Origin of the sequence: Treponema sp. OMZ 799, assembly GCF_024181365.1 — a bacterium.
Taxonomy (GTDB): domain Bacteria; phylum Spirochaetota; class Spirochaetia; order Treponematales; family Treponemataceae; genus Treponema_B.
This window is the reverse complement of the sequence record NZ_CP051301.1, coordinates 2,151,573-2,172,386: the sequence shown is the minus strand read 5'-3', so window position 1 is coordinate 2,172,386 and position 20,814 is coordinate 2,151,573. Positions and strand designations below refer to the sequence as shown.

18 protein-coding genes, 3 tRNA genes and 1 pseudogene are annotated in these 20,814 nt (G+C 40.0%); 18 read left to right on the top strand and 4 right to left on the bottom strand.

Features of this window, described 5'->3' with window-relative positions; translation table 11 throughout:
• Positions 1 to 31 precede the first annotated feature (31 nt).
• On the top strand, positions 32 to 1,681 hold the full coding sequence (locus E4O04_RS10120; RefSeq protein WP_253687505.1) for a Na/Pi cotransporter family protein: 1,650 nt from the start codon (positions 32 to 34) through the stop codon (positions 1,679 to 1,681).
• Between the two features lie 39 nt (positions 1,682 to 1,720).
• On the opposite strand, the gene selB is transcribed toward E4O04_RS10120, so the two are convergent.
• Positions 1,721 to 3,493, bottom strand: a complete 1,773-nt coding sequence (selB, locus tag E4O04_RS10115) for a selenocysteine-specific translation elongation factor (RefSeq protein WP_253687506.1) — start codon at positions 3,491 to 3,493, stop codon at positions 1,721 to 1,723.
• Positions 3,494 to 3,780: 287 nt separating this feature from the next.
• Here selB and E4O04_RS10110 point away from each other — a divergent pair, with 287 nt between their 5' ends.
• From E4O04_RS10110 to E4O04_RS10070, 9 genes and pseudogenes are all read left to right on the top strand, one after another.
• Entirely contained in the window at positions 3,781 to 3,975 is a 195-nt protein-coding gene (locus tag E4O04_RS10110; RefSeq protein ID WP_253687507.1) for a type II toxin-antitoxin system HicA family toxin, read from the top strand.
• A complete protein-coding gene (locus tag E4O04_RS10105; RefSeq protein ID WP_253687508.1) occupies positions 3,972 to 4,361 on the top strand; it encodes a type II toxin-antitoxin system HicB family antitoxin in 390 nt (129 codons plus the stop codon). The genes E4O04_RS10110 and E4O04_RS10105 overlap by 4 nt, the downstream gene beginning before the upstream one ends.
• An 80-nt stretch (positions 4,362 to 4,441) precedes the next feature.
• Positions 4,442 to 5,368: a ribonuclease Z gene (locus E4O04_RS10100; protein WP_253687509.1), complete on the top strand. Its 927-nt coding sequence runs from the start codon at positions 4,442 to 4,444 to the stop codon at positions 5,366 to 5,368.
• A 133-nt stretch (positions 5,369 to 5,501) separates the two neighbouring features.
• Positions 5,502 to 6,575: a BMP family lipoprotein gene (locus E4O04_RS10095; RefSeq protein WP_253687510.1), complete on the top strand. Its 1,074-nt coding sequence runs from the start codon at positions 5,502 to 5,504 to the stop codon at positions 6,573 to 6,575.
• A 79-nt stretch (positions 6,576 to 6,654) separates the two neighbouring features.
• A pseudogene (locus tag E4O04_RS10090) lies at positions 6,655 to 8,179 on the top strand (ABC transporter ATP-binding protein).
• Entirely contained in the window at positions 8,172 to 9,278 is a 1,107-nt protein-coding gene (locus tag E4O04_RS10085) for an ABC transporter permease (protein WP_253687512.1), read from the top strand. Before E4O04_RS10090 ends, E4O04_RS10085 begins: the two are co-directional and overlap by 8 nt.
• A 2-nt stretch (positions 9,279 to 9,280) precedes the next feature.
• Positions 9,281 to 10,213 (top strand): ABC transporter permease, encoded by a 933-nt coding sequence (locus E4O04_RS10080; protein WP_253687513.1) that lies wholly within the window; start codon positions 9,281 to 9,283, stop codon positions 10,211 to 10,213.
• Between the two features lie 23 nt (positions 10,214 to 10,236).
• Positions 10,237 to 11,268: a deoxyribodipyrimidine photo-lyase gene (locus E4O04_RS10075; RefSeq protein WP_253687514.1), complete on the top strand. Its 1,032-nt coding sequence runs from the start codon at positions 10,237 to 10,239 to the stop codon at positions 11,266 to 11,268.
• 21 nt (positions 11,269 to 11,289) lie between these two features.
• Positions 11,290 to 11,616 (top strand): DsrE family protein, encoded by a 327-nt coding sequence (locus E4O04_RS10070; protein WP_253687515.1) that lies wholly within the window; start codon positions 11,290 to 11,292, stop codon positions 11,614 to 11,616.
• A 77-nt stretch (positions 11,617 to 11,693) separates the two neighbouring features.
• On the opposite strand, the gene E4O04_RS10065 is transcribed toward E4O04_RS10070, so the two are convergent.
• Complete coding sequence (locus E4O04_RS10065; protein ID WP_253687516.1) at positions 11,694 to 12,251, bottom strand: hypothetical protein; 558 nt, start codon at positions 12,249 to 12,251, stop codon at positions 11,694 to 11,696.
• A gap of 142 nt (positions 12,252 to 12,393) precedes the next feature.
• Between E4O04_RS10065 and E4O04_RS10060 the strand changes: the two genes are divergently transcribed.
• From E4O04_RS10060 to E4O04_RS10035, 6 genes are all read left to right on the top strand, one after another.
• Positions 12,394 to 12,465: transfer RNA gene (locus E4O04_RS10060), tRNA-His, on the top strand.
• A 33-nt stretch (positions 12,466 to 12,498) separates the two neighbouring features.
• Positions 12,499 to 12,572 (top strand) — tRNA-Arg (locus tag E4O04_RS10055).
• A 106-nt stretch (positions 12,573 to 12,678) separates the two neighbouring features.
• Positions 12,679 to 13,299: a 30S ribosomal protein S4 gene (gene rpsD / locus E4O04_RS10050; RefSeq protein ID WP_253687517.1), complete on the top strand. Its 621-nt coding sequence runs from the start codon at positions 12,679 to 12,681 to the stop codon at positions 13,297 to 13,299.
• Positions 13,300 to 13,552: 253 nt separating this feature from the next.
• On the top strand, positions 13,553 to 16,168 hold the full coding sequence (locus tag E4O04_RS10045) for an FG-GAP repeat domain-containing protein (RefSeq protein ID WP_371922293.1): 2,616 nt from the start codon (positions 13,553 to 13,555) through the stop codon (positions 16,166 to 16,168).
• Complete coding sequence (locus E4O04_RS10040; RefSeq protein ID WP_253707727.1) at positions 16,165 to 17,226, top strand: hypothetical protein; 1,062 nt, start codon at positions 16,165 to 16,167, stop codon at positions 17,224 to 17,226. The genes E4O04_RS10045 and E4O04_RS10040 overlap by 4 nt, the downstream gene beginning before the upstream one ends.
• 300 nt (positions 17,227 to 17,526) lie before the next feature.
• Positions 17,527 to 17,600 (top strand) — tRNA-Arg (locus tag E4O04_RS10035).
• Here the strand turns inward: E4O04_RS10035 and E4O04_RS10030 are convergent.
• Entirely contained in the window at positions 17,598 to 18,008 is a 411-nt protein-coding gene (locus E4O04_RS10030) for a cytidine deaminase (protein ID WP_253687522.1), read from the bottom strand. The two genes, E4O04_RS10035 and E4O04_RS10030, sit on opposite strands and share 3 nt — an antisense overlap.
• Before the next feature lie 23 nt (positions 18,009 to 18,031).
• On the opposite strand from E4O04_RS10030, the gene E4O04_RS10025 reads away from it, so the two are divergent.
• Together E4O04_RS10025 and E4O04_RS10020 are read left to right on the top strand one after the other, a co-directional pair.
• Complete coding sequence (locus tag E4O04_RS10025) at positions 18,032 to 19,156, top strand: hypothetical protein (protein ID WP_253707725.1); 1,125 nt, start codon at positions 18,032 to 18,034, stop codon at positions 19,154 to 19,156.
• Positions 19,157 to 20,020: a M23 family metallopeptidase gene (locus tag E4O04_RS10020; RefSeq protein ID WP_253687524.1), complete on the top strand. Its 864-nt coding sequence runs from the start codon at positions 19,157 to 19,159 to the stop codon at positions 20,018 to 20,020.
• Positions 20,021 to 20,056: 36 nt separating this feature from the next.
• On the opposite strand, the gene E4O04_RS10015 is transcribed toward E4O04_RS10020, so the two are convergent.
• Positions 20,057 to 20,809 (bottom strand): sugar phosphate isomerase/epimerase family protein, encoded by a 753-nt coding sequence (locus E4O04_RS10015; protein ID WP_253707723.1) that lies wholly within the window; start codon positions 20,807 to 20,809, stop codon positions 20,057 to 20,059.
• Positions 20,810 to 20,814: the final 5 nt, after the last annotated feature.

The window sequence follows — 20,814 nt, the reverse complement described above, 5'->3', positions numbered from 1 at the left end:
AATTCTTATTCTTTTTGTTATACTCCTTGATATGTCTGTAGTTTCTCTTGTATTCCAAATGCTTGGAAGTTTAGGTTTAATTTTATACGGAATGAAGATGATGAGCGACGGTATCCAAAAAAGTGCCGGAGAGAGTTTGCACCGTACGCTCAATTTTATGACCGGAAACAGGTTTTTAGCCGTTTTGACAGGTATAGTTGTTACCGGCATTGTTCAATCCTCGGGTGCTACCACAGTTATGACTGTTTCCTTTGTCAATGCAGGAATGCTGAGTCTTCAACAGGCTATAGGCGTTATCTTCGGTGCAAACATAGGTACTACCGTTACTGCATGGATAGTTTCGCTCATCGGTTTTAAGTTTTCGATAGCGAGTATTGCAATTCCCGCCTTCGGAATAGGCTATTTTTTGACATTTTTTAAAAAGCTAAAAAAAGACAATCTGGGCGAGGCCGTTATGGGCTTCGGCCTCCTTTTTACAGGTTTGGATTTTTTGGCTTCTGCCGTTCCGAATATTTCAGGCGAGCAGATAGCTCTTTTTTCGATTTTTAAGCAGACAGGAATTCAAAGTATCATAATCGGAGTTATCCTAGGTTTGCTGCTTACCGTTTTTCTTCACTCATCGAGTGCCACAACTGCCGTTCTTTTGACGATGGCTCATACAGGTGTTGTCGGCTGGGAATTTTCTGCGGCTGTAGTTTTGGGAAGTAATGTAGGCTCTACCGTAGATGCCGTCTTGGCTTCGATAGGAACAAAACTAAATGCGCGGCGGGCCGCGGCTGTTCACGTTTTATTCAATGTTGCCGGCAGTATCTTTGCCCTTATTCTTTTTACTCCCTTTTTGGCCCTTGTAGAACTTCTCTTTCCGGGAAGCAGCCTTACAACAAAGATTGCTGTTTTCCATACTCTTTTTAACGTAATAAATACTCTTGTCGCCTTGCCCTTTGTAAATCAAATTGCAAATTTTGTGTGCTGGCTTATTAAACCGAGGGAAGATGAGGAGCCTGCCCGCTATGTTCTCCACTTTCAGGCTCCAAGTATGAAAGAAAATACCGAGGCCTATGTACTTCGAGCCGAGGTTGAAATTCTTAAGATGTCCAATATAGTTAGAGAAATGTTCAGCCTCTTGCGTTCTATTTTAAGTAAGGAAGAAGATGTTTCAAGAGAGTTTGTTATAAGACAGTTAACCGAAAAGGAAGATTATACCGATCAGATGCAGGAAGAGCTTTCATTGTATCTTATTAAAACTTCTCAGCTTTCTTTGTCCGAAAAAAACAGGAAGAACGTGCGCCTTATGCTGGGCATTGTAGACGACATAGAAAATATGACCGATCAGATTTTTGAGCTGGGGCTTTTTATCAACCGAAGTATAGAATTAAAGATGCCTATAAGTCAGGACGATATGGATAAACTTTTACCTTATATGGGAATTGTAAATCAGTTTATTCACTTTGTTCATGAACACTTAAATAAGCCCCTTGCTGCAGAACAGCTGGCCATGGCTCACGAAATGGAAGAATCGATTGATGCCATGAGGCAAAACTTAAAACACCTTGCCCGTACCCGCTTGGAAAAGGGTGCAAACGTAAAGGCCGAGCTTTTGTATATCGATATGGTACGCAACCTGGAAAAAATCGGAGACTACGCCTTTAGTATTTCGCGAGCCCTTGCCGAAACCGAGTAGGCCTTTAAACCGAGCCGAGCTTTTATATAGAGGGCTTGCTTACAATACGATTCTGTCGTTTTCCTGTCTTTTTAACTTGCCGTCTTTTTCGAGAAGGTTAAGAATCGGGAGAATGTATTTGCGTGAAAGTCCTGTAACATCCCGTGCATCGGCTATCGAAAATTTATCTCCCGGCTTGTATTTTGCAAATAGAGAGTTTACTGTCTTTTTGTAAAAGTCCGTATGGTAGTGTAAAAAGTTTTCAAGGCAGATGAGCTTACCCAGCTTTATAAGATCGCGGGCTTCTTTTCTGGCTTGAGGAATTTTTATCTTGTCTATTTCGATGCCCTCAAAGCCTGCCTTAAAGGCTGCATCCAAAAGATCTTTTGCATTTTTTGAAAGGTCATCACCGGTTCTTCCGCTTAATTTATAGATGTGGGCTTCTTTTTCTATCTTCTTTTCATCGCAAAGTTTTTTAAAGACGATTGTTTTTACCTTTTGAGGAATGGGTAAATCTACTTCTTCTAGGGTAAAGCCAGCCTGACTTTCCTGAGCAGTTTTTAAAATTTTCTTTTCCCAAAACTCAAGCCGTTTTTTTAAAAAACGCCAAGAGCCGTATTCTGCGACCTCGCTCTTATCCGAGGTAAGCTCCTCGGTTTTGATCTTAGGATCTTCAACAAAGCCCTCGATGTTAAATTGATAGCTGTGTATCGAAGGAAGCTCCTTATCCCTGTAAACCTCAAAGGCTTCTTTAAACTGCATTCTTTTATAGGACGGAAAACTTGCGAGCACCCTGGCCGAGGCTATAATTTCGCTTCCGCCGTGCCTGATTAAAACCGCCCTTTGATTCCAAGCCGAGGCTATGGGTTCATTCAAAGAAAGGCGGCCCAAGCTCTTGTCGAATTGGTTTAAGTGAATGCTGCCTATTGCATGGGCGCTTCCGAGGGCTATTTCGATTTCGGCGTGATTTTTTAAGCCTCCCTCCTTGTTTGTAAAGACCTCATCAATGCGCACCAAAAGTTCCTTTCCGCTTAAAATAAAGTTTGAATCTTTTTGGGCTAAGAGCATTCCTCTTTCAAGATTTGTTTTTTCGCCCAGCTTTAAGTTGAGGGCCGTCCTCGTTCCGGGCTCTATTTTTTCTACATCCTTATGATGGTTTTGAATCGATTTAATTCTGCACTCTTCGTTTGAGGGATAGATTTGTAAATTGTCTCCGGTATGCAATCCCTTTCCTCTCAATGTTCCCGTAACTGTGGTTCCAATACCTTTGAGGACGAAGACCCTGTCAACATATAAAAAGGGAGTAGGGGGACTTTGCTTTTTTGATGAAGAAAGAAGTTTTGTAATTTCGGCCTTGAGTTCCTCGATTCCGCTTCCTGTAAGGGAAGATACGGCAACGGCAGGAAGTTTCCTTCCGATTATTTTTTCGCATTGGGCATTGGCATCCTCGATAAGAAGCTCAAGCATGTCCTTTTCGGCAAGGTCCGATTTTGTGATTACAAGAAGGATGGAATCTATCTTCATGGCCTTTAGTACACGCAAATGATCGGAGGACATCTGCATCCAGCCGTCATCTGCGGCCACTATTAAAAGAGCCGCATCCAGGCCCCAGGTACCTGCAACCATGTTGCGGATAAAGCGCTCATGGCCGGGAACATCGACTATGCCTACAGTGCCGTGAACGGGATCTTCAAGCGAAGCAAAGCCTAGCTCTATTGTCATCCCCCGCTTTTTTTCTTCAGGTAAGTGACTCGTTTCAATACCTGTAAGCCTTTTTACCAAGGCTGTCTTTCCATGATCCACATGTCCCGCTGTTCCCAAAATATACGGCATTCTTCCCTCCAACTCAATAAAACGAAAAAGTTTTTTATCCTGAGCATTTTAGCATAACTAGGTGATTAGGGGAAGGGGGAGATAAATTTGAAAATTTTGGGATAAAGTGTCATTAAAGCAAAATTACAGATTGTGGTGTAACCAAAGAAAAAGTTTATTTAACCGCAAGGGGCGCAAAGACCGCAAAGATTTTGATTGTGGTTTTTATATCTATAAATCAATCAAATTAAATTTTCTTTATTATACGAATACTTGACAATGCGTATATAAAATGCGTATAATAGCTTATGACAGCAAAAGAAATACTTAGACTGCTTCAACAAAACGGTTGGTATATATGTGAAACAAAAGGTTCTCATTATCAGTTAAAACATGATGAAAAAAGCGGCAAAATAACTATTCCCTTTCATAAGGGAGATTTAAAAGCCGGAACATTAAACAGTATATTAAAACAAGCAGGGTTAAAGGAGATATTAAATTGAGAAAACTTACATATCTGGCAGTTTTTGAACCGGCAGAAAACGGAGCTTATAGTGTATATTTTCCTAGCCTTTTAGGCTGTGTAAGCTGCGGTCAAGATTTTTATGATGCACAAGCTATGGCAAAAGAAGCTTTAGAGCTTCATGTCTACGGAATAGAAAAAGATGGGAGTACATTGCCCCGTGAAGATTTTACACTCCTACAAACAAATCAAGGCGATATAGTTTGTCCTATTACTATCTATCCTGACTTTATAAAAGCTGAGATGGACAACAGGAGAGTTCGTACAAATTGTACTATACCATATAGCCTAAAATGTAAAGCTGAACTTAAAGGTATAAATTTTTCTCAAGCATTGGAAACTGCGTTGACCGAATTGTGTAATTAGTCGAACAAAAATTTTATTTAACCGCAGAATTCTTGCAACGCCTTGCTTTTTTGTAAAAAATCGCTTATAATCGGCTTCCAATGAATCTTGAAGCTTTTATTTTAGGCTGCGGCGGGATGATGCCGCTTCCATATAGACATTTAACATCGGTTTTGCTTCGCCGTGAGGGCGATTTATTTTTATTCGATTGCGGGGAGGGAACACAGGTTGCCTTACGCCGCCTTAACTTGCGCTGGAAAAGAATCAATGCGATTTTTATAAGCCATACCCATGCCGATCATATAACCGGTCTTCCGGGGCTTCTCATGCTTTCGTCTCAGGTTGACAGGGAAGAACCTCTTTACATAATAGGCCCTCCCAAGGTTGCCGAATATGTGGAAACCAGCCGGAAAGTTTTGGATATGTATATCAATTACGATATTATCGTAAAGGAAATAAGAGAGCCGGGGATTGTTTATTCTGCCGATGAATTTCAAGTCCGTTCCTTTTGGCTGGATCATACAAAGCCCTGCATGGGATACACATTTGAAGAGTTTGAGCGGCCCGGTGAATTTAATCCCGAAGCTGCAAAGGCCTTAAACGTTCCTTGCGGGCCTCTTTGGTCCAAGCTTCAAGGCGGAAATGAGGTAGTCTCTGCCGACGGAAAAACTGTTCTTCCCGAAGATGTTATGGGCCCTAAAAGAAAGGGCAGAAAATTCAGCTTTGTAACCGATACAAGATATCTGCCCTCGATTGCTGTTGAGGTAAAGCACTCCGACTTTTTTGTATGTGAGGGCATGTTTGAAAAAGGCATGGAAAAAGATGCTGCCGAAAAAAAACACATGACCTGTACTCAGGCAGCCCAAATCGCTAAGGATGCCGAGGTTAAAAAGATGGCCCTAATCCACTACAGCCCGCGTTACACCGATAACGAGCTTAAGGTTCTTTTGGATCATGCCCGTGAGGTCTTCCCCGAAACCATCCTTTCAAAGGACAGAATGAATATTCAACTGGAATATGAAGATTAGAAGTTCCTTTAATATCTCTATTACAATTTGACATAAATTAAAAAACAGTGTATAATTTACTTGCTTTGTTAGTTAATTGTGTCCATAGGTGTTTGGTAATTTTGGACTATTAACCGGCAAAAAAGGAGTTTTTATGAAGAAGATTGTTAAAATTTTGATCGGTTTCCTTCTCATTTTTTCCGTGCTCGCTTCTTGCAATAAGGAAGAAGGAAAAAAAGTTTTAATGGTTGGTATGGTTACGGATGCCGGAACTATAGACGATAAGTCTTTTAACCAAGGAACATGGGAAGGCATTAAAAAGGCCGAAAAAGAACTTGGCGTAAAGGTAAAATATCTAAAACCTGTCGGAACAACTGAGGCTGATTATATCAAAGAAATATCCAACCTCTATGACTCAGGATATAGATTTATCATTTGTCCCGGTTTTAAATTTGAGACAGCCGTTTTTAAGGCTCAGTCCAAATACAAGGATGCAAAATTCGTAATTGTAGACGGAAATGCCCATCCTGCAGATTCTTGGGATGCCCAAAACGGACCTAACACAATCGGTATTTTCTTTTTAGAAAATGAAGCCGGTTTCTTGGCCGGTGTTGCCGCTGCCTTACAGCAAAAAACCGGAAACTTCGGTTTTATAGGCGGTATGGAAATCCCTGCAGTACAAAAATTTAACTGGGGATGGCAGCAGGGCATTAAATATGCAAACGAAAATCTCGGTACCAACATTGAAATCTATCCCGAAAACTTTGTATATCAGGGCGGATTTTCCGATATCGCAGCAGGTCAGCAGATTGCCGCTTCTATGTATGACAGGGGCGTTACGGTAATCCATGCTGCAGCCGGCGGTGTAGGTGTAGGCGTTATCAACGAGGCTAAAACCAGAACTCAGGCAGGAAAAAAAGTTTGGGTTGTAGGTGTTGACGTCGATCAATATGCAGAAGGCATTATCGGTGACGGATCTTCAATAATTCTTACCTCTGCAATGAAGTATCTTGATAAGGCTTCCTATGATATGATTAAGGACGAATTGAACGGGGCCTTCCAAGGAGGTAAAACCTTAGTATTTTCTGCAAAAGAAAACGGTGTAGGAATTCCTATAAAAAATCCGAACCTTTCCGATGATGTACAGCAAAAGGTAAATGAGATTTACCAAAAAATAAAGAAGGGCGAGATTGTAGTAAGTACAACTCGAGGAGATTTGTTTAAATAAACAATTATTTTAGGCCCATTTTTCCTGCTTTTAGCTGACAGGAGAAATGGGCTGTTTCTTATTTTTTGAGGAGTTCAAATTGTCCCATTCTGATTATGTTATTGAAATGAGAAATATCCGTAAGGAATTTCCCGGAATTGTGGCAAACGACGATATAACTCTCCAAGTGAAGAAAGGAGAGATTCATGCAATTTTGGGAGAAAACGGAGCGGGTAAGTCTACCCTGATGAGTATCCTCTTCGGACTTTATCATGCCGACAGGGGAGAAATCTTTGTGAAGGGGAATAAGGTAAAAATAAACAGCCCCAACGATGCAAATGATCTAGGTATCGGAATGGTGCATCAACATTTTAAACTCATCCATAATTTTACAGTAACCGAAAACATTATTTTAGGTAAAGAAGGCGGTTTTATCCTAAACCAAAAAGAAGCCGAAAAGCGTATAAAAGAATTAAGCGATAAATACGGTCTTTTTATTGAACCCGATGCCGTTATAAGCAACATAACTGTAGGTATGCAGCAAAGGGTTGAAATCCTAAAAATGCTTTACAGGAATGCAGACATTCTCATCTTCGATGAGCCTACGGCAGTTTTGACTCCTCAGGAAATAAGCGAGCTTATGCAGATTATGCGGAACCTAGCCGCAGAAGGCAAGGCCATAATCCTTATTACCCATAAATTGCAGGAAATTTTGGATGCAGCCGACAAGTGTACTATTATAAGACGAGGAAAACTCATAGATGTTGTCGATGTGGCTTCTACAACCAAAAATGAACTTGCTTCCAAAATGGTAGGCCGGCCTGTAGACTTTAAGGTTCCGAAAGGGCCTTCAAAGCCGGGCGCTCCGATTCTCGAAATTAAAAACTTAAACGTATTAAAAGAAAAAAAACTTCCTGCAGTCAGCAATTTTTCGCTTGATGTAAGAGCCGGAGAAATTGTAGGCATAGCCGGTGTAGACGGAAACGGACAAAGCGAATTGGTCTATGCTCTTTCAGGCCTCATGCCTTCGGAATCGGGCAGCATAGTTTTGGAAGGAAAAGATATTACAAACCTTTCTATACGGAAAAGAGCCGAATCGGGTCTGGGTCATGTACCTGAAGACAGACAAAAGCACGGCCTTGTTTTGCAGTATTCTATTGCCGAAAACATGGTCATAAAATCCTATTACACAAAAGCTTTCCAAAAGCACGGCTTTTTAAATATGGAGAAAATAAAAAGCTTTGCTCAAAAGGTCAGTGAAGCCTTCGATGTACGCTCAGGTTCAGGCATCGAATCCAAGGCAGGAGATTTGAGCGGAGGAAATCAGCAAAAGGCTATTCTTGGAAGGGAAATAACCCTGGATCCTCCTCTTTTAATAGCCGTCAACCCCACACGGGGGCTTGATGTCGGGGCTATAGAGTCCATCCATAAAGAGCTGGTAAAACACAGGGATAACGGAAGGGCTGTTCTTTTAATTTCCTTTGAGCTTGACGAAATTTTTAACCTTTCCGACAGGATAGCCGTCATGCACAGGGGGGGCTTTAAGCGGAATTGTACGCCCTGAAGAAACTACAGCCGAAGAAGTAGGGCTTATGATGGCCGGTATGGGAGGAAAGAATGAGTAAGCTTAAAATAAGAAGCCTTAATTTTAAAGACTTTAACATAGCCGAAAACAATTTTATTATAAGTTTTTCTGCTGTTTTGCTCGGCCTTATTGCAGGAGCCGTTTTTATAGCCGTATTGGGTACAAACCCTTTTTCGGCCTTTTCCTATCTTTTCCGGGGCGGGCTTATGAACATAGAACGCATCGGAAATACCCTTGCAACAGCTACAATACTCCTCTTTGTAGGATTATCCGTCAGCTTTGCTTTTAAAACGGGCCTTTTTAATATAGGTGCTTCAGGCCAGATGCTTATCGGAGGTCTTTGCGCTACAGTTATAGCCTTAAACAGCTCAATGCCTCGTCCTCTTTTATTGATTGTTTTAATAATAGCTGCCATGATAGGGGGTGCCGTTTGGGCGGCCCTTCCCGGACTTTTAAAGGCCGTATTCAATGTGCATGAGGTAGTTTCTACCATAATGATGAACTGGATAGCCTATTGGATAGTTTATTATTCGGTTCAAGGTTATCTAAAGGCAGAGTTTATCGAAACCGAAAGCCGCTCAATTGCCATAGAGCATACCCTGAGGGCTGAATGGCTGAGTAAACTCTTTGGAAGCGAGTACATAAACTACGGTATCTTTTTAGGTATTTTCGGAATGATCCTTGTAAAAATAATATTGGACAAGACAACTCTGGGTTTTGAGTTAAAGGCTGCGGGCTATAATAAGAGCGGTGCCGAATATGCAGGCATAAAGGTAAACAGAAACATTATCTTTTCGATGATGATAGCGGGTGCTCTTTCGGGGCTCGCCGGCTTAACCTACTATGCGGGCTATTCTCTTAATATGCAGATAGGAGTTTTACCCTCGCAGGGCTTTGACGGTATAGCCGTTGCTCTTTTAGGAGCCGGGAATTCGATAGGAGTTGCCTTAAGCTCCCTCTTTTTCGGTGTTCTACATGTAGGAAAAGGCTTTATGAGTGCCAACACAACCGTTCCGCCCGAAATAGCCGATACAATTATTGCAGTTATCATTTATTTTACGGCTACAAGTTTATTGTTAAAGCGCTTTTGGTCTAAAATCCAAAAAAATAAGAAAAAGCATATTAAGGAGGCAGACTAATTATGTGGCATACATTAACTTCAATATTTCCTTATGTTATAGCATATACTATTCCTCTTTTAGTGACTTCCTTAGGAGGCCTTTACAGCGAAAGGAGCGGTGTAGTCAATTTAGGACTTGAAGGCCTCATGCTTGTAGGCAGTTTTGCTGCAGCTATTACCATAAATCTCTTAGAAGGCTTAGTGCCCTCAGGGCTTCTTATTCCCATAGGGCTTTTAGCTGCCGTAATTATGGGAATCTTATACTCTCTTTTACATGCCTTTGCATCAATTACCTTAAAAGCAGATCAGATTATAAGCGGCACTGCCATAAATATGCTGGCTGCTGCCCTTACAGTATATACCGCAAGGGCCATCTTAGGTTCGGGAAACGTCCGAATAAGCAGTATAATCCGAAAAGATATTCCGGGGCTTGCAAACATTCCCGTTTTAGGTCCCTTATTCTTTTCTCAAAGCTATTGGAGCACTTGGCTGGTTTTGGCTATCTTGGTTTTTTCTTGGTTTTTATTGTACAAGACTTCATTCGGTTTAAGGCTTAGAGCCTGCGGAGAGCATCCCTCAGCTGTAGCCAGTGCAGGTGTAAATGTTCATAAGATGCGCTATTTTGCCGTATGTGCAAGCGGGGCCTTGGCAGGTTTAGGCGGAGCCGTTATCCTTGTAACCTATTCCGGGGAATTTAACGGAAGTGTTGACGGCCTCGGCTTTTTAGCCCTTGCAGCTCTGATCTTCGGACAATGGAAACCTTTGGGTATCTTAGGTGCAACCTTCTTTTTCGGTTTTGCCAGAACTGTCGCAAACGTCTCTCAGGTTATACCCTCTTTAAGCCTAATCCCGCCGATTTGGCTTAAGATTTTCCCCTATGTAGTAACCCTGATAGCCCTTGTGCTTTTCAGCAAAAATTCTGCAGCACCTAAGGCTGACGGACAGCCTTATTAAGCTGTCTTAATACGGGATGGCCTATGAAAAAAAGATTTTTTCATCAGTTTAGCCTTGTATTGAGCCTTTTTATAGCCTTTAATCTCTTTGGGCAAGAAAATGTCGATAGTCCCTTATCTCAAAAAGGGCTTTCTATACAAGGCCTATGGGAAAACGGAGGGCGGTTTATAGAGTTTTCAAAAAAAGATGAGGCTTCTCTGGATATGAGGATAGTTTTAAAACCATATTACCGCTTCGTTTACGAAAAAATGGGCAATTTTTCTACCTCAATGGAAACTGTTGAAGATTCTAAAAGCCGATTTTATTTAAGAATAAGATATCCTTATGTAAAAAAAGCCGTTGTAATGCCTGTTTGTATACAAGATGACTTCTTTTTTACTTCATTTTATAAAAAGATTCCCTATGAGGTAAAAAAAGAAAGTGCTGATAATCTTTTTGAAACAAAAGATGAAAATTATGAGAAGTCACTCGAAGATAAAAAATCTCCTTTGGACGGTTTTTGGGTAGAGCAGGGCAGTCCTGACGGAATTCTTCTTTATCCTAATGAGGCTCCCGAATCTATAGATGCTTATTTTTTTACCGGAGACGATTATATCCGCTTCCGCTACTGGCTTGATGACCTTGAGTATAACGATAAAAAGGTAGTTGTTAAAGGAAATGACGGAACCGGCTTAGAGTTTCCCCGTCTTTTAAAGCGCGGCAGCCTTGTATATTCCTGTGTTACCAACACCGGAAGCGTCTTACGCAATTATGAAACGGGAAAATACATAATTTCTTCGGATACAAATGCAGAAAATACTAAGGGCTTGTTTTTAAGTTTTAAGTCCCTTGGTGCAGGCCCCGGAACTCACGCCGCTCCGGATACCTATCCCAAGGCTCAATTTTCGGTTTTAGAGAATTTGCCCCTTTATATACTGGATGAAGGAAGGGTCTTTGCCATGGGTTCTCCATTTTTGATTAGATCTCAGGTTAAAGACCTGGATGCGGAAATCGAAAAGCATAATTCAAAAAGAAGACCTCCGCCTGAACCGTCTATACCGAATGAGGATTTATAAATTTATTTTAAGGAAGGAACTATGCATTATAAGGTTTTATTTAGGATTGAAAAATTTAATTTGATTGACAAGCTAAGGCACAAGATAACAAATTATAAAAGATATTGTGAAGAGATGGGCGATACAGCCGAAATTGAAGTTGTTTTTGCAGGTGATGTTGTAAAACACTTTGAAAATCTTGAAAACGATTTTACGGACTCAGGACTAGACATAGCCCTGTGTCATAACGCCCTGACAGGTCAAAATATGCCCGATATCAACTATAAAAACATCAGGACAGTTAGGGCCGGAATAGGCGAAATTATAAGCCGGAAAGCAGAAGGCTTTATCGAATACACCATCGAGTAAGACCAAAGCTCTTAAACCATCCGGCGGGATCATGCAAAAGAGGTACCTGCTTTAATACTAGGTACCCCTTTAAAAATTTATTCTTTAGGCCATGTAAGGGTTTTTTCGCAAAGAGCTGCAAATTCCTTGGCTACTTTCTTTGCATCGCTTACGGGGATAACGGCTTCCTGATTTAAGGTTTTTTCAAAGAAAAGTTCAATAGACTTAAATGTATCGGGAAGAGGATAAAAGAGGAATGCAAAGTTGATACCCACCGGTTTTACTACAGTAAAAGCCGAAATAGCTTCTTGCGGTTTTTTGCTATAGATAATCGTAGATTGATTTTTTGCAGTATAAATATTCGATTCTTTAAATCTCAAAGGAACCTGAAAATTCTTATCTCTAAACACAGGTTCGGTTGCCTTGTGCGGGAAGTTTGCTGGTTCTACCAATAGGAAAAGTTTTTTTCCGTTTGTTTGGAAGGTTAATCCGTCCCCTGTCATATAAATATCTTTTACGGTTGAATATGAAATTATTTCATAAACACTGTAGGCCGAATCTTCCTTAAAAAAGGATGAAACGATGTATCCTTGATCCATTGGAAGTTTGTTTTGAGCATAAGCTTCAAAAAGGTCAATTGCTTTTAAATTCGACATAAAAATCTCCTTTTGATTTATACGTAAAATTATACACTATTTTTTTTAAGTCTTCAAGGCTTAAAATTGAACTTTGTCTAATTTTATAAAAAAAAGACCTTGACATTTTTTGTATTTTTTAGCATAATATCCCCCGTACTTGGTGGGTATAGTTCAGGGGTAGAGCGCCAGATTGTGGTTCTGGTTGTCGTGGGTTCAAATCCCACTACCCACCCTCTGCGGAGCTTATAAGGCTCTGGATCTTTTTGCGCCTGTAGCTCAGCTGGATAGAGCATCGGACTTCGAATCCGCAGGTCGCACGTTCGAATCGTGTCGGGCGCATGGATTTGCCGCCTATTTTACTGTTTCCATAATTTTTAATTACTTGACAAAACAGTCTGATTTTGGTAGGCTTAATAATCTATTTTATTGTTATAAGAGGTGACGAATGGCGATTAAACAGCCTAAGGGAAAAACAGTTAGACGACTCGGCGTTAATATCTATGGTAATCCGAAATACGACAAGCTTTTGGATCGCAAGCCGAATGGTCCCGGAAAAGAACGCGGCGCAAGAAAACGGGGCAAGACTTCTGTTTATGGTGAACAATTAAAGGAAAAACAAAAATTCAGATTTGCTTATGGAATTTCGGAACGTCAGTTCAGGAATTTATATAAAAAAGCAAGCCGAATGCCCGGTGTTACCGGTGATAATATGATTTCCTTGATGGAACAGCGTTTGGATAATACGATTTATCGAATGGGCTTTGCTATCAGCCGTGCACAGGCCAGACAAATGGTCACGCATGCTTATTTCTTTATTAACGGAAAGCCCGTAAACATTCCCTCGATGTGCGTAAGCGTAAACGATGTTATTACAACAAAAAATAAAAAAGGTATTCAAGCCCTTATCCGTCATAATATGAGCACTTCTCAAAGTACAAGAGGTTCTTGGCTCACAATTGATGACGAAAAACTTTCTGCTACAGTAAATATTTTACCTGTTACTACGGATATTCAGCCTGTAGGAAACATTCAGAACGTTGTTGAATACTATTCAAGAAATGCTTAAACTTTAAGTGTAAACTTGGTTTTAAGCTCTTGCACAAAACGGCTCATTCAAAAGGATGAGCCGTTTTTTTATTATATTCATCATGCTTGATTTTTTGCTTCTTTAGTTCTATAATGTTAAACATAATTAAATTTGGAGAGTTTAGATGAGCGATAATACCGAAACTTTTTTAAGCGAAAAAAATGATGAAGCAGTAACTTCAAAAAGTAATGAAAAAATTAAAAAAAAGCACGGTGTGTTTTTTAAGCTTGGAATGGCTATTTTAGTCATCTTGCTTGTATTGATTTTGCCTATTGCCGGTTTTTTTATTTATTCTGCAATCGATGGTATAAACCCTATCGAGTATATACCTGAAGGGCATTACGCCTATGTGAATATAGATTCCGCAGGGGAACTTTTACAAAAAACTCTTTCAATGCAGACCCTTGATTCGGTTTTAAGCTCGCCTGAAACGGCTCAGTTACAGGGAACTATCCGTTCTTTTAGAGCTTCTCCTATGCTGACCTCATGGTGGTTCAGTTCTGCATCTAATATTAGTTTAGACATAGCGGCCTACCCGGGCGATAACTTTTTGATTTTTGCTAAGTTGGGCTTCCGTTCGGCCGGAACAAGACTTTTACCCTTGATACTTAGATTTAAGACCGACTTGTTTTCGGACTTAAAAGAACTTAAACAGCTTGAAGAAAACGGCATAAGCTTTTGGCAGTATGACTTGGGAGGCGGTCAAAGCATATATGCGGTAAACTACAAGGATTCGATAATACTTTCTACATCCAAGGATTTATTCTTTTCGGCCCTGTCTAAAAAGAATGAAGACGAACACATTAAAACCTTGCGTAAATTTATCAAAGAAAAAAAAGGCGAGACTTTGAGCATATTGAGCGATGTAAATTATTTTACGAAAGATACTCCCAAAGATGATTCGATAAGTAATAATGTTGTGAGGGCTCTTAAATTTACTGAAGCGGCAAAGATAGATCTCAGTTTGGATTATAAGGACATAAGTCTTTCAGGTCTTTGCAAATGGGAAACCGAGTCTGAGGGCTTGAATACTATTCTCCAAAGACAGGCCTTTATTCCGGGAATATTGAACAGGCTTCCGAAATCTACCGATTATATAAGCTTGATAAATATGGGAGATGCCGATTTCTTATTTAAAAACGGAAAAGATATTTTGGGTGCCTCTGTATTGCAATCCTATAATTCGGCGAATAAGGCATCTAAATTCGTTTTTAATAAGAGCATCGATGATTTGCTTTTTTCGTGGATGGGAGAGGAAATAGGTGTTTTTGAAGTAAAGCAATCCGATGTTCCAATCTTTTTTGTTTCTTTAAAAGACGAAAAGCTATGCAGACAGGCCTTCGAATTAATCTATACCTCATTCTTTGTAAACAGAAATATCTCGGCCCTTGTTGACGGTATAAGAATACCGCGTATAGAGTTTCCCGATATTTTAACGGCTCTTTTGAGGGCCTTTAATGCTGAGCTCCCTTCTCCTTTTTATGTTATTGAAGGAGGTTATCTATACCTTTCTCAAAGTGCGGAGGCTCTTGCGTCCATGCTGAATGACGTCAAAAGAGGAAATTTACTTGTAAAAACCGAAAACTGGAAAAACATAACAAGAGCTTTTTCTCCCGAAACTTCGGTCTTTGTTTATTATAATCTTGAAAATCAAATTCCCTTATTTTTAAGATCAAACGATATGATGCAATCGGTTTTGAAAGGCTTCGGCCGAGGGGTTGTTTCAATACGCTTTGAAAAAGAAAAGACCCTTAAATTTGAGGTTTATGCTCAAAAAACCGAAGCCCATTCCTTGGGAGAACTGCCTGCATTTCCATATGAAACTAATTCCAAATTGAATTCTTATCTGTATTGCGGAAAAGGGGAAAACAATGTTCCCTTTGCTTATTGGACAAGCGGGCCTAACCTTTATGCCTTAAATTTGGCGGATAAACAATTAAAATCGATCAAGCTGGATGATAAGGCCTATTTAAACCTTGAGACTAAAAACGGTATTGTGAATGCAGTTTGGGCCGTATCTGCGCGAGGCAGCGTTTATAAGACCGATTATAATTTAAACGTGTCCTCCGGCTTCCCGATTTTAACCGGAGAAAAATTAAATTCTTCGCCATCGATAATACAGAATAAGATGGTTGTGCCTGTTGCCAATAAGCCCGTTCTTTTGTATGTGGAAAGTTCAGCTTCCTTTTATTATTCGGATGAGATGAATACGCGTTTAAGGGCTGCTCCTTCAGTGTATGGAAATTTTATTACGGCTATTCCCCGTTCTTTTGACAGTTATATGTATGTTTTTGATGATAAGGGAAAAATTGTTTCCGGTTATCCCAAGGTGCTTGACGGTATTTCGGCTGTTCAGCCTATTTTATATAAAAATAATACCTATGAAGCCGTCTTGACGGAGAAGGGCGTGTTCTCTCTTAAGCCTTCTGATATTATGCAGGGAAAAGCAGGGGAGGTTTATTCCATAGATCTTAATACTTCTTGTAAGACTCAACCCGTTTATTCCGAAAACCTAAAAATGTTCTTTTTGATTACGGATAACGGCTTTTTGTATAAGATAGATACCGAGTGTAATATAATAGATAAAATTCCTTTAAAGCAAAAAAATGCAGCCGATTATCTTATAAGTTTAATCGATATTGATTCGGACGGCTATGACGATGTGCTTGTTTCGGGAGGCGGAAATTCCATATACGCTTATAATTCTAACTTTTCGCCCTTAAACGGTTTCCCTGTTGCAGGAACCGGCGTTCCCTATCTTATCGATGTAGACGGAAACGGAAAACCCGAATTGATAAGCTGCGGCATAGATAACCGAATTCACTCTTATACGGGGGTTTCAAAATGAAAAAATATTTGTTTTTAGTGCTTCTTGTTCCGGTACTTTTTGTCTCTTGTTCTACAATGCAAAAAGATTCTATTTATTCTACTACCTCATCGCAGGATAATATTCGTAATATTGAAAACATTGAGGTAAACATAGTCAGGCAGTACCGTGAAAATAATCAGGAAAAGATTTTACAGATAAAACAAGATCTAAATTCCCTCTTGGCAGTTCCGTCATCGGACAGGTCCTATCTTGCTCTTGTATATGCCCTTTATTCCGACTATTTTTTGCTTGTAAGAGACAGGTCTTCTGCTAAAAGAATGCTTAAAACCGCCGAAAGCTATAATCCACACGAAGAGTATGTGCATCTTGTCAAATCGCGTTTAACCGAAGGGCTTGAAGACAAGAGGGATTATCTGATTTCTATGATTAAATTAAATCCGAGGGCATACAGGCTTCAATCTGAGTTGGGCTTTGTATATTACCTTTTGGAAGATTATACCAGGGCCCTTGTTGCCTTTGATGCTTCCTTGGACTTTTTACATGAGGAGTACGGTCTTCTTTACGGTGAAAAGAGGGAGTATTGCCGCAAATTCTATAGGGTAGATTCCGATTTAAAAAATAGCACAGCACAGATTTTAACCAAAACTAAGATAAGCCTAATAGACATGACAACCCTGACTCAGGATAATACCCATGCCCTCGATGCAATTACAGGCACGGCCTTTTGGAGGCCTGCAATGCTCGCAGACAGGCTAAAGGCAGCAGGCTGGTATGACGATTCGGTCAACCTTTCAAAGGGTACGGCAACAAGGAAGGATGCAGCTCTTTTTTTGTGGCACCTTCTTATAGGGAACGACAATGAAGCCCTCACCCAATACAGCCGCCAATATGTCTATAGCGGAAAATCAAGCCCTATACAGGACGTTGCCATAGACGGAGTATTTTTTGATGCAATCATAGGTACCGTAGAAGAAGACGTAATTCCCCTGGTCGACGGCCGGCTCTTTTTACCTGAAGGAGAGGTTTCAGGCCTTGACTTTTACGAATGGCTCAAAAAAGCCGATGCTCTGAGGTAAAACTAAAAAAACGGTAAGGGTCGAATGACGAGGTGTTCTTCGACATTTGACCTTTGTACTTCGTTATTTGTATTTAGGAAACAAAAACTCTAAAATTCCAAGATGAAAGGGACTAAGGATGTACATTTCAATAACCGGCATGGATGCCGGTGATTCCACGCTTCGAGAGTTTTGCGGGAGCAAAACTCTAAGATGAAAAATGTACAAGGATGTACATTTTTCATCCAACCTCTTGAACTTTTAGGGCTTTTCGGGTATTATTGTACCCGTATTTTGCAGGGGCCTTATCGGCTCTTACCTGATCCGTTAGCTCAGTTGGATAGAGCGGCTGCCTCCTAAGCAGCAGGTCGGACGTTCGAATCGTCTACGGGTCATTTTTTTAATTCGTGCAGGGCATCGAAGGGGTATATTCCTTTGACATCTGTGAGCACTACATTATCAAGGGAGGAGCCGAAGATTACCGGTATATCTCCTGCCATGAATTCCGAAATAACCTGTCTGCATGCTCCGCAAGGGCTTACGGGATAGTCCGCATCGGGTGTTGCGATGGCAATGGCCTTAAAATCCTTTTTTCCTTCAGAAACCGCCTTAAATATTGCTGTGCGCTCCGCACAGTTTGTAAGGCCGTATGAGCGGTTTTCTACATTTACGCCTGTTACAATAGAACCGTCTTCCAACAAAAGAGCTGCGCCCACATGAAAATTAGAGTAGGGCGCGTAGGCTTTTTTTGCAGCCTCAAGGGCTGTTTTGAATAAATTTTCTAACTGACTTGAAATTTCCATAAAAGTAGTATATCATATTTTCCATGTTATTTAAAGGAAAAAATAAATTTATTTTTATCGGTGTAATAATTCTTCTTGTTATATATATCTTTGCAGCTGCTGTTCCCATGAGGGAAGATGTTTATCTGATGCCTTTGTGGTCTTCACCCATACCGCAAGTTCAAAACGGACAAATTTATTCCGGAGAGGCTGGTGCGTCCGCTGAGGAGCTTAAACAAAGGTTTACCGGAAAAGAGCCCATTGCTTTTTCTTTGGGTAATTTATTCGGGTATTTTACGGAAGGCGGAGAAATTTTGAGGGCTGAAACTGCTGAAGAAAGATTCAGTTCTTCTTTTTATGCTTGGACAAAATATCCTCAAAAGCCTCTTTTTACGGATATTTATAAGCCTGAAGAATTCGATTTAGAAAAACCTTTTTTACGTATCGACAAGCCCGGCTATGTTTACCTCGATAAGGATAGAATTTTTTTGTTTGAACCTGAAGGCTCCTCCCTTTCCCGATATGACAATACCGGTAAAAAATTGTGGCACTATACTCATACCTTTCCTATAACCGCTTTTCAGTCCTCCAAGGCCGGCTGTGTGATAGGTCATTCAGACGGGCTCTTAGTATGTCTTGATTCCGATGGGAATACTCTTTTTAGTTTTTATCCCGGGGGCAGTACCTATCAGGCAATAATGGGGGCTGCAATTTCGGAAGATGGAAAACAGGTGCTTTGCTTATGCGGGCTTGATAAGCAAAGGGCTGTTCTTATAAATATTTCAGGTCATCAGCATAAAATAGTCTATCACTCATATTTTGAAAAAGATTTAAGAAGGCAGGCCTTTGCTTCGTTTGATGAATCAGGGCATTTTGCAGTTTTTGAATCTGCAGACGGTATAGGAATTATAGACTGTAAAAACTTAACTCTTTCTCTTATCAAGGAAGAAGGTTTTATTGCAGGTTTGGGCTTTCAAAATAAAAATGCCTTACTTACAGTGCTTCTGCAAAAAGATGATGAATGTTCTATTTTGTTGATAGATCCTCCAAATTTGATGATGGGAAAAACCAAATTTAAGTCTCGAAATACCTTTTTAATTCAAAAAGAAAATAAAATTTACATAGGTACCGACGATAAGATTACTGCATTGGATATACGGGGGCTTTAAATGAAAAAAAATATTTATATCTTTTTATTTTTTATGACTTTTTTATACTCTTATTCTTTTGAATGGCCTGTAGAAAATCCTTCTCTTTTGCGTTTGTTTGCTCAAAGAGATGAGTCTTCGGCTTCCGTTTCCCGTTCCTTGGTGTTTAAAGAGGTTGAGACGGTTAGAGCTTCGGGTTACGGTAAACACGTGATAAGTATCGAGGATAAAAACAGCGCTCGCTTTTTTCCAAGCACCTTGGGAAATGCTATGATTTTTATAGATGATGAGGGACTGCAAAGTGTGTACGGCAATCTTTCTGAGACGGATATTTTTGTTTCCAGGAAAGAAACCGAGGCCGGTTCTATTTTGGGATATGCCGGAAAATCGGCATGGACAGAGGAAAAGAGTTTAATTTTTCAGGTTGCAGATACACGCAATAATGTTTTAATCAATCCTCTTTTATTTATGCCTGCCGTTGAAGAAAAAACGGAGCCCCAAATTCAAAATACCGTTTTGATAAACGGAGATAAGCAGATAATTAATTTGGAAACGTCAAAAAAAATAAGGCAGGGCGCCTATGATCTTTATTCTTCAATCTTTGATTCAGCCGAAAAAGGAGGACCGCCTCTCGCACCTTTTAGGATTATGGTTTCAATTAATGGAATGAATATAGCTGACCTTCCCTTTGAGGTCTTGAGTTCTGACGGTAAGGATCTTTACTTGCAAAATAAAAAGGCCTCTCTTTCCCTTTTGTATCAAAAAGAGGGCACAATGCATTTGGGAAAGATAAATTTACCGGCAGGAAAAATTGAGCTTATAATTACCGCCCTCGATAAAAGCGGAAATCAAAAACGGGCTTCTTTTGTTTTTCAAGTAGAGTAGATTTTTAAAATGAGCTTATTTTAAAATCCGCTAGTTTTAAAATGCCTCTATTCTTTCTATTTCCTTTTTTATATCGACGTCCCAATATTCCAAGCAAATAGGAAAATTTAGTCCGTATTTTTCTAATAAGGTATTAAGCTTATTAAAGTCTTCTTTTGAGACGGGATTGTGAAGATCGCTTTTCTCGTCATTGGAATGAAGATGCATGTAGGCTATGTGTTTTTGATTATTGGAAAACCAGCTTTCGATTTTTTCGCCTGAGACCAAGGCATGCCCCCAATCAAGGTTTAATTTTACCTGAGGCATGGCAACGGCTTCTATCAGTTTTGCACTGAGGCGGCTGTCCTTTTCGCAGACGTTTTCTAAAACAACGCAGCCTTTAAAACCCGAATTTTCTACGGCCTCATTAAAAAATTCCGCATTGCTTTTTAAAAACAAATCGAATTTAAAGTCTTCTTTAAACCAAGGCATGATTTGCGTATGAAAAATTAAAAAATCGAGGTTTAAAAGTTTTGCAAAAAAGAGATCCCTCTTGTACATTTTTCTGCTGTAAGCGGCTATGTCGCGGTTAAAAGAGGCTATGTTTAAATCGATAAAGCTGCCGTGCATGGATTTTATTCCTTTTAAAGCGGGCAGCTTTTTTTCGTATTCGTTTAAAAGAGAGTATATTTCCGAGTCGGTTAAACAGGGTTCCGTAAAATCTTGAAGCTCGACTCCCAGATTAAGGTCATTAAAAAGATTAAGATCAAAGTCGGCACTTGTCCTAACGGCCTTAATCAGCTTTTTCATGAGAG

Coding starts and splice junctions, on each gene's coding strand:
- E4O04_RS10120 (WP_253687505.1), top strand. CDS start 32: ATGTCTGTAGTTTCTCTTGTATTCCAAATGCTTGGAAGTTTAGGTTTA.
- selB (WP_253687506.1), bottom strand. CDS start 3,493: ATGCCGTATATTTTGGGAACAGCGGGACATGTGGATCATGGAAAGACA.
- E4O04_RS10110 (WP_253687507.1), top strand. CDS start 3,781: ATGACAGCAAAAGAAATACTTAGACTGCTTCAACAAAACGGTTGGTAT.
- E4O04_RS10100 (WP_253687509.1), top strand. CDS start 4,442: ATGAATCTTGAAGCTTTTATTTTAGGCTGCGGCGGGATGATGCCGCTT.
- E4O04_RS10095 (WP_253687510.1), top strand. CDS start 5,502: ATGAAGAAGATTGTTAAAATTTTGATCGGTTTCCTTCTCATTTTTTCC.
- E4O04_RS10085 (WP_253687512.1), top strand. CDS start 8,172: ATGAGTAAGCTTAAAATAAGAAGCCTTAATTTTAAAGACTTTAACATA.
- E4O04_RS10080 (WP_253687513.1), top strand. CDS start 9,281: ATGTGGCATACATTAACTTCAATATTTCCTTATGTTATAGCATATACT.
- E4O04_RS10075 (WP_253687514.1), top strand. CDS start 10,237: ATGAAAAAAAGATTTTTTCATCAGTTTAGCCTTGTATTGAGCCTTTTT.
- E4O04_RS10070 (WP_253687515.1), top strand. CDS start 11,290: ATGCATTATAAGGTTTTATTTAGGATTGAAAAATTTAATTTGATTGAC.
- E4O04_RS10065 (WP_253687516.1), bottom strand. CDS start 12,251: ATGTCGAATTTAAAAGCAATTGACCTTTTTGAAGCTTATGCTCAAAAC.
- rpsD (WP_253687517.1), top strand. CDS start 12,679: ATGGCGATTAAACAGCCTAAGGGAAAAACAGTTAGACGACTCGGCGTT.
- E4O04_RS10045 (WP_371922293.1), top strand. CDS start 13,553: ATGGCTATTTTAGTCATCTTGCTTGTATTGATTTTGCCTATTGCCGGT.
- E4O04_RS10040 (WP_253707727.1), top strand. CDS start 16,165: ATGAAAAAATATTTGTTTTTAGTGCTTCTTGTTCCGGTACTTTTTGTC.
- E4O04_RS10030 (WP_253687522.1), bottom strand. CDS start 18,008: ATGGAAATTTCAAGTCAGTTAGAAAATTTATTCAAAACAGCCCTTGAG.
- E4O04_RS10025 (WP_253707725.1), top strand. CDS start 18,032: ATGTTATTTAAAGGAAAAAATAAATTTATTTTTATCGGTGTAATAATT.
- E4O04_RS10020 (WP_253687524.1), top strand. CDS start 19,157: ATGAAAAAAAATATTTATATCTTTTTATTTTTTATGACTTTTTTATAC.
- E4O04_RS10015 (WP_253707723.1), bottom strand. CDS start 20,809: ATGAAAAAGCTGATTAAGGCCGTTAGGACAAGTGCCGACTTTGATCTT.